Origin of the sequence: uncultured Tissierella sp. (assembly GCF_902479755.1) — a bacterium.
In the GTDB taxonomy this organism is placed as follows: domain Bacteria; phylum Bacillota; class Clostridia; order Tissierellales; family Tissierellaceae; genus Tissierella; species Tissierella carlieri.
On sequence record NZ_CABSQO010000078.1, the window covers coordinates 1 to 7,748 of the forward strand.

Annotated in this window: 7 protein-coding genes and 1 riboswitch; of the genes, 5 read left to right on the top strand and 2 right to left on the bottom strand. The window is 32.9% G+C overall.

Going from position 1 to position 7,748, the window contains the following annotated elements; genetic code table 11:
- Positions 1-303: 303 nt before the first annotated feature.
- Positions 304-534 (top strand): AbrB/MazE/SpoVT family DNA-binding domain-containing protein, encoded by a 231-nt coding sequence (locus tag RDK80_RS19865; RefSeq protein WP_308525294.1) that lies wholly within the window; start codon positions 304-306, stop codon positions 532-534.
- Positions 524-1,180, top strand: a complete 657-nt coding sequence (locus RDK80_RS19870) for a DUF998 domain-containing protein (protein WP_308525295.1) — start codon at positions 524-526, stop codon at positions 1,178-1,180. Before RDK80_RS19865 ends, RDK80_RS19870 begins: the two co-directional genes overlap by 11 nt.
- A 268-nt stretch (positions 1,181-1,448) precedes the next feature.
- Here the strand turns inward: RDK80_RS19870 and RDK80_RS19875 are convergent, their stop codons facing one another.
- Positions 1,449-2,390, bottom strand: coding sequence for a phosphoglycerate dehydrogenase (locus tag RDK80_RS19875; RefSeq protein ID WP_308525296.1), 942 nt, complete (start codon positions 2,388-2,390; stop codon positions 1,449-1,451).
- Between the two features lie 133 nt (positions 2,391-2,523).
- A riboswitch (purine riboswitch) is annotated at positions 2,524-2,625 on the top strand.
- Positions 2,626-2,765: 140 nt separating this feature from the next.
- Here RDK80_RS19875 and RDK80_RS19880 point away from each other — a divergent pair.
- The 3 genes from RDK80_RS19880 (at position 2,766) to RDK80_RS19890 (ending at position 5,594) form a co-directional block, all read left to right on the top strand.
- On the top strand, positions 2,766-3,833 hold the full coding sequence (locus tag RDK80_RS19880; RefSeq protein WP_308525297.1) for an NCS2 family permease: 1,068 nt from the start codon (positions 2,766-2,768) through the stop codon (positions 3,831-3,833).
- A gap of 21 nt (positions 3,834-3,854) precedes the next feature.
- Positions 3,855-4,400: a phosphoribosyltransferase family protein gene (locus RDK80_RS19885; RefSeq protein WP_308525298.1), complete on the top strand. Its 546-nt coding sequence runs from the start codon at positions 3,855-3,857 to the stop codon at positions 4,398-4,400.
- Positions 4,401-4,790: 390 nt separating this feature from the next.
- A complete protein-coding gene (locus tag RDK80_RS19890) occupies positions 4,791-5,594 on the top strand; it encodes a DUF2935 domain-containing protein (protein WP_308525299.1) in 804 nt (267 codons plus the stop codon).
- A 136-nt stretch (positions 5,595-5,730) separates the two neighbouring features.
- Here RDK80_RS19890 and RDK80_RS19895 read toward each other — a convergent pair whose 3' ends face one another.
- Positions 5,731-7,668 (bottom strand): FAD-dependent oxidoreductase, encoded by a 1,938-nt coding sequence (locus RDK80_RS19895; RefSeq protein WP_308525300.1) that lies wholly within the window; start codon positions 7,666-7,668, stop codon positions 5,731-5,733.
- Positions 7,669-7,748 lie beyond the last annotated feature (80 nt).

Here is a 7,748-nt window from a genome sequence, read left to right on the forward strand (position 1 = left end):
CAACAAGCCGCATAATTAATATTATCCAAAAGTCCGGATTAAAGGGTTCAGATCATATCGGGTGCTATTTTGATAGGGTAAGAGAAAGCTTTGAAATCAAATTTTTCTGTTGCCGGCTTCATAATATTTCACCCTATTACATTTTACCGTTCACCTTTCCTTTGGGATATGAGTATACATATCAGTACTGACTGGAATAAAGCATATAATACAATTTTGGATGGGCGTTTTCTTGACTTACCATTTGATTGATGATATACTTTTCATGTTAGTATGAAAAGTATGAAAATGGAGGGGTTGAAAATGTCATTACCAAAAGGTAAACATATTTTTGGAACAGTCAAGGTGGGAGAACGAGGACAAATTGTAATTCCTAAAGAAGCAAGAGATTTGTTTGATATAAAACCAGGAGACATTTTATTGGTTTTAGGAGATGAGGAACAAGGGATTGCTATTACAAAAGCACATGTTATGCAAGAAGTTGCAGTAAAAATCCTTAAAGGGTTAGGGGAGTTTAAGCCAGATGAAAAATAATATAACAAAATCCTTTGGTGTGTCAGATGTAGGTTTCATTCTTTTACTCATTGCAACGATTGGGGATTTGCTTATACCTTTTTTTCTTGCTCCATTTTGCAAAAAGTATAATCATATGACAATGGTGATGAGTTTGTTAGGCAATCGCAATTCCCCAGTACATCTAATATATAACTTGTGGCTCATTGCTGCAGGAATTATGCTTATTCTTGGCGGTTTAAAATTGTATGCAATGTATTTACCTGCTTCAAATATACTTTCGCAAGTATTGCTATTTTGTGTAGTGTTTTATGCCATTGGAGCTTGCATATTATCCGGTATATTTTCAGTTGGAGAAACAAAGGCACTTATAACTCTACCCGAAAAAATACATGGGTATGGTTCTGTTTTAGGATTTATTGTTTTAACCTTTGTTCCTTTGATTATTGGAATTGTTTCCATGTACTCAAACGAGGTAGTTTATAGTGTTATGTCGTTTATATTTTTTGCTTTGTCTATACTGTTTTTTGCTTTTTTTGTAATGGCTGATAAGGCAAGATTTGAAAATACTATAATTTCTAATGAGGGAATATGGCAAAGATTAAGTTTGCTTTGTATGTATGCGCCGATCATTATGGTTTCATTTAAAAATATATTTATGAAATGAGATGCTGCAATGGTAAATACCAAATGGATTTTATGTCCTATCTGCGGAAATAAAACCTAGGATTATCGGCTCTTTCTTTTTGACGCTGAAACACCACAATCAATATTTTCCCTCATTCACAGGCATAAAAGAAACGCCGACAACCTGCAAAAAACCTAATGTTTATACGGGATTTCGGTGTGTTTCTTATCCCTGCATGGTAGAAAATCACGATTGACAAGGATAGATTTTTTTACTATTTCTTATACATTAATACTCAACATACAAATTAGTATCCTATTTTCAAATTAACTACATTAATGAGTTCTTCGTTATTTATATATCTTTTCATATTTTCATAGGCTATCTCGTATCTTCTTCTGCTATACATTTCTGAAGCCCAAGAATTATGAGGAGATATAATCACATTATCCATTTTCCACAAAGGATTATCTTCTGATAAAGGCTCTACTTCAAAAACATCAAGAGCGGCTTTTTTAATTTTACCAGATTGTAGATAATTGATAAGTGCATTCTCATCTATAATGCTTCCACGAGCAATATTAACTAAGTAAGTTCCATCTTTCATATTAGTGAATACGCTGTTATCTATAAGATGATGGGTATTATCTGTATATGGGGCAGCTATTACTAAAAAATCGCATTGGGGAACTATATCATTTATTTTATCTATACTAAAACATTGATGAAAATGATTTGCATTTTTTCCGCTGGCGTTAATTCCCAGTATTTTTACACCAAATCTCTCTAGTCTTTTAGCAGCTTCTTGGGCTATAGAACCAGTTCCTATAAATCCTACAGTTTTTCCATATAATTCTAAAAGTGAAGTATCCATTTTCCATATTTTCTTATTTTGTTTATCATAGAACTCTTTACTATTTTTAATCATTTCTAATATCTTAAGCACTATCCATTCAGCTATTGGTATACTATATCCGCCTCTATTATTAGTAAGAATAATATCTTGAGCTATGATTTTATCTATTGGAACTTGATTGATACCTGCACTTAAAAGTTGAATCCATTTAAGATTTGGGAAAAGTCCAATATCTATTTTATTAAATGGATCAAAGCATACCATTAAATCTATATCTTTTATTTCCTCGGAAAAGGTTATATTCCTTTCATCTTTGAATATTATATCAAAACCTAGTTTTTCTAGGCTTTTCATTTCCTCATCTTTGTATTTAAAAGTAAATAATGCTTTCAAAAGTATTCCTCCTTTTAATATTGTAATAATATAATGATACCCACTTGTTTATAAAACCAACCTTTGTTTTATGTTTTAAAATCAGAGTAGAAAAATGTTGCAAAATGTCGAAATATCTGATATATTTATTACGTTAAAATAAAATATTTGCTCTCATATAATCCCGATAATATGGTTCGGGAGTTTCTACAGGATAGCCGTAAAATATCCTACTATGGGTCAGGATAACAGATAAAACTACAAAGGTGGATATATCAATTCTAACCTTTGTTTTCGTTTTGAAAAGACTGGCATTCTTTCCTATAGGAAAGAGTTCCAGTCTTTTGTTTATGTATGTATTCCATTGTTTGAGAGCAACATAAAGGAGGGACATAAATGGACTTATTAAAAGATTTACTTGCAGCACTTAGTGTTATCCTTAATGGATTACCTCAAGGACTTTTGGCATTATCATTTGGATTTGCATCTGTACCCACAGCTTTTGCATTTATTGTTGGGGCTATTGGATGTTTAGTTTTAGGTGTAGTAGCACCAGTTTCATTTCAGGCCGAGACTATTACTTTAGCTGGAACAATGGGAAAAGATATGAAAGAAAGAATATCTATGGTCATTTTAGGTGGAGTAGGGATGACTATTATAGGTATATTTGGACTTCTTGAAAGAATCGTAACATTTATTGGACCTGCAATTACTAGTGGGATGATGGCAGGTGTGGGTATTATGTTGACACGTGTAGCTGTTGATATGGCAAGAAAAAATAAGGTTGTTGGATATGGATCTATTGCTATTAGTTTTATTACCTATATGATTACAAAAGATCTAGTATACACAATTGCAATTTCAGTTATTGCAACTAGTGCTATTGCAATGATCTTAAAGCAGAAATCTGATATCAACATCACTGAAAGAGAAAAAATAGTTTTCCAGAAGCCTATTATAAATATTTCTGTTGTTCGTGGTGCTTTAGCCATGATATGCTTAAATGTTGGAGCAAATATTGCTTTTGGAAAGATTACTGGAAGTATTGCAAATACCAATGTAAACATTGACCACTTATCCATTGTAAGTAGCTTAGCAGACCTTGCATCTGCAATATTTGGAGGTGGACCTGTTGAGTCTATTATTTCTGCAACAGGAGGTGCACCACATCCTTTGATGTCAGGCGTTTTAATGATGGGTTTGATGGCAATTATTTTATTTGCAGGCTTATTGCCTAAAATGGCAAAATATATACCTAGTGAGTCAATTGCTGGATTTTTATTCGTGTTGGGAGCCATCGTGACAGTGCCTACTAACGCTACAGCTGCTTTAACTGTAACAGGTGTGCCAGGAGGTGCAATTGTTGGAGGAATAACCATGACTGTAACAGCAATCACTGATCCGTTCTTAGGTATGCTTGCAGGAATTATATTTAAAACATTTGCCAGTATACTAGGAATGTAATAGATAAGGAGGAGTAAGATAATGGAAAAGACATATTCTATTGAAGTAGCAGGAGTAACACGTGAGTTACCTATTATACAGATTAATGACAATCTAAGTATTGCAAGCTTTATAATACTAGGAGATACTGAGTTAGTCTGTGCAGCAGCTCCTGAAATTGTAAAGAAATTACCTGATGTTGATATACTAATAACTGCGGAGGCAAAAGGAATTCCTTTAGTATTTGAAATATCAAGATTGTTAAAGATGAAAAAATATATTGTAGCTAGAAAAAGTATTAAGCCTTATATGAATTCACCTATTATAGATGAAGTTGTATCTATTACAACACAAAAGAAACAATTGTTGTGTTTAGATGAACAAGATGCTGAATATATAAAAGGTAAGAGAGTAGGTATCATCGATGACGTTATAAGTACTGGAGAATCGATTCAGGCAATTGAAAGGCTTGTAGAGTCTGCGGGAGGTATTGTCGCTGCTAAGGCGGCTATATTAGCAGAAGGTGAAGCAGCAGATAGAAAAGATATTATTTTCTTGGAGTATCTTCCGCTTTTTGAAATAGAATAGATTCTTTTACACTAACCATACATTAGCTAATAAAGACTCCTATCACTATAAGGAGTCTTTATTCTTTACAATGAGCTTCTTTTCATAGACTCTTACTGATGTTTCTCTTAAACTTATGAGAAAGTTGGCTGATTCAAGAGTTTATATTGTTTTTATATCTCATTAGGTTTCATGAAATAATATATATTAATTTTAAATTTATTTAATTCTTTTATTTAAATTTGAAATTAGATTTAGAATCTATTCAAAAGAACGGCTAAAATCATTAAAAAATTCATTTCTTATATATTAAATTTGTACAAAGCTTATGAAACAGCATAAATTATACATTTCTTAAAATTTCAATCATAAATATATTATTGAATAGTATTTATGATTGGAGTGATATATTTGAGTAATATTAATTTTGAAAGTACAGCTCTATTTGAACATCGATTTTGGCTTCAGATATTAGGTGACCATGCAAGATTTATTTATAATACTTTATCGCCTTCTGAAATTGACAAGATTGAAAAAGCTAAGTATTTCATTGGCATATTTGATCTGCTACTAGACGAGGCTAGAAAACCATTATCTATGGATGAAATTCAAAGATTAACACAAAAGGCTTACCAACATGCTAAAGATATTGGAGAATTTAAATTACAGTTATTAAGGGAACATCTAGTAGGGGAGATATTAATAGGGCTTACACCTACATTTATAAACCATATGGTAAATGAGTTAGAAGAATATCTAAGGATTTTAAGTTTTTTATTAAATAATGAAGTACCTACTGCTCATCCTTTATATTATCATAATCTATGGCTTCCAGATGCTGAAGGGCATGCAGGTGCAATTCTATGTGAATTAGATAGTGTTGAAAAAGATCTAAGAGAGAAAAGTAAAGAATTTGTAGTATGTTTTAGTGATTTATATAATAAAGCACATGAATTTTCAGGATATTTGAGAGCAGGTCTACAAGAATTTCCAGCTTTACATAGGTTAAATAATCAAGTGGAATTAAAGATACTATTATTTATGATGTTTCTAAAAGAAATACAGGAACTTAGAATATCTAAGGAAGCAGTTGGAACATTAATGCCCCTTATGCCTGACCACATGTTTAGAGAAGAATGTTATTATTTAATTAAGCTATCTCAGGTATCCCAAATTAATATGCCAGACTGTGATCCAACTAAGCCAAGAATTTAATGGTTTAAGTGCTAGGTTGCTAACCTAGTGCCTATTTTATTGTTTATGAATACCACTCGCTAATGAAGTGCACCCCAAAAGTTAAAAATATTTTTAACCTTTGGGGTGCACTTCATTTACGGGTAGTTATGATTATTTATATTGCCCTTGCTACTTCCGCAGCTTCAGCTGTAGCATTAAGAGCTCTACGTGCACGTACTGCATCACCAATAGTGTGGTAAGGAATATTATTTTCATCACAGTATATTATAATATCATTAGATGCACGAGATTTTGCTCCTATTGCAATTACAACAGAATTACAAGGGATTGCTTGAAGTTCCCCATCTTTTTCTATTATTACAGCATCCTCTTTAATTTCAACACATTTGGCAGATGTAAATGTTTTTATATTGTGTGTATGAAGGCTTTCCATTACACATATTTTACGAAGCTGACCAAGATCCTTTGCTACTTGATCTAACATTTCTACAACTGTAATACTGTTAGCTGATTTAGAAAGATATTCGGCAACTTCCAATCCGACAAGACCTCCGCCAATAACTACAACATTTCCATTTGCAGTTGAGTTTCCAGCCAATATATCATGAGAGTTTGTTACATGATCTCCATTGCTGCCTGTGATATTTGGTTTAATTGGCTCAGCACCTATTGCTATTATAACCTCATCTGGATTTATTTCCTTAATAAGTTCAGGAGTAACAGGAGTAGATAGTCTTATTTCAACATTTTCTAATTTTGCCATTTCGCCCATAGATAGTGCTGCTGCTTTTAATTCTTCTTTTCGTGGTGCTTCACCAGCAAGGACAAATTGTCCACCAAGAGAATTATTAGATTCACATAATATAGGGGCATGACCTCTACGTTTTAAGGTAATGGCAGCTTCTAGTCCTGCTACGCCACCACCAGCTATTAAAATTTTCTTAGGACTATCCGTTTTTATGAGCCTATATTCTGCTTCTCTGCCTAATGCTGGATTTCTTAAACATGTAATATATGGTACCTCTGGATTTACAAACCCATCATAGCAACCTTGATTACAGCCTACGCATTTTACAATAGTATTTTCTTTACCTGAAGATGCTTTGTTGCAGAATTCTGGATCAGCTAATTGACCGCGGCCTACTACTACCATATCAGCTTTTCCAATTTTAATTATTTCATCTGCTTGAGAAGGATCATTGATACGGCCAACTGCTATTGTAATCATTCCTGTTTCTTTTTTTATTCTTTCTGCATTATCAACATTAAATCCTCTTGGCAGGTCAACTGGAGGTACTTCATATTTTATTGCTGCTGATGAAAAGTTTCCACGTGATACATTAAGTACATCTATGCCAGCTTTCTTAGCTAATTTACAAAACTCAATTGTTTCTTCGATAGTTATACCATTTTCTAAATTATCATCATGTGCTACGATACGCATAAATAAAGGCATATTCTCTGGTATATTATTACGAATGGATTCTATACATTCGATTAAAAATCTCGCTCTATTTTCAAAGGAGCCACCATATTCGTCAGTTCTTTTATTGAAGAATGGACTTAAAAATGCATGTGGTAAATAATTATGACCGGCATGAAATTCTATACAGTCAAATCCTGCTTCAACTGTACGCCTAGCAGCATAACCAAAGGATTTTATTACTTCTTTTATAGTTTCAATACTTGCGCCGGGTATTACTTTATCAGTTCCATAAATTGGAGTATCGCTAACTAATATTATATCTTCATTTTGATAACTAGCTGTAGCCATGCCTCCTTGCCAAAGCTGTATACCTGCTTTTCCCCCGGCAGAATGTATAGCATCAACAAGTTTTTTCAATTCAGGAACATACTTGTCATCACCAATGGAAAGAAAATTTTTAGGGGTAGATGGATCATGTACTCCACATACTTCGGTAAAGTTCAAGCCATTTCCACCTAATACTCTAGCTACATGGTAGTCTATAATTTGCTGTGTAACATATTTATCTTCACTGGGCATCTTTGTTCCCATTGCTGGAAATACAACTCTATTTTTAAGCTCCATACCTCTAATCTTTATAGGACTAAAAAGATTATCAAATGCCATAAAAAATCCTCCCTTTAATATTATTCGTTTTGTAAACTTAAATGAAAATTGAGGACTCCAACCTCTGTATGGTACAATGT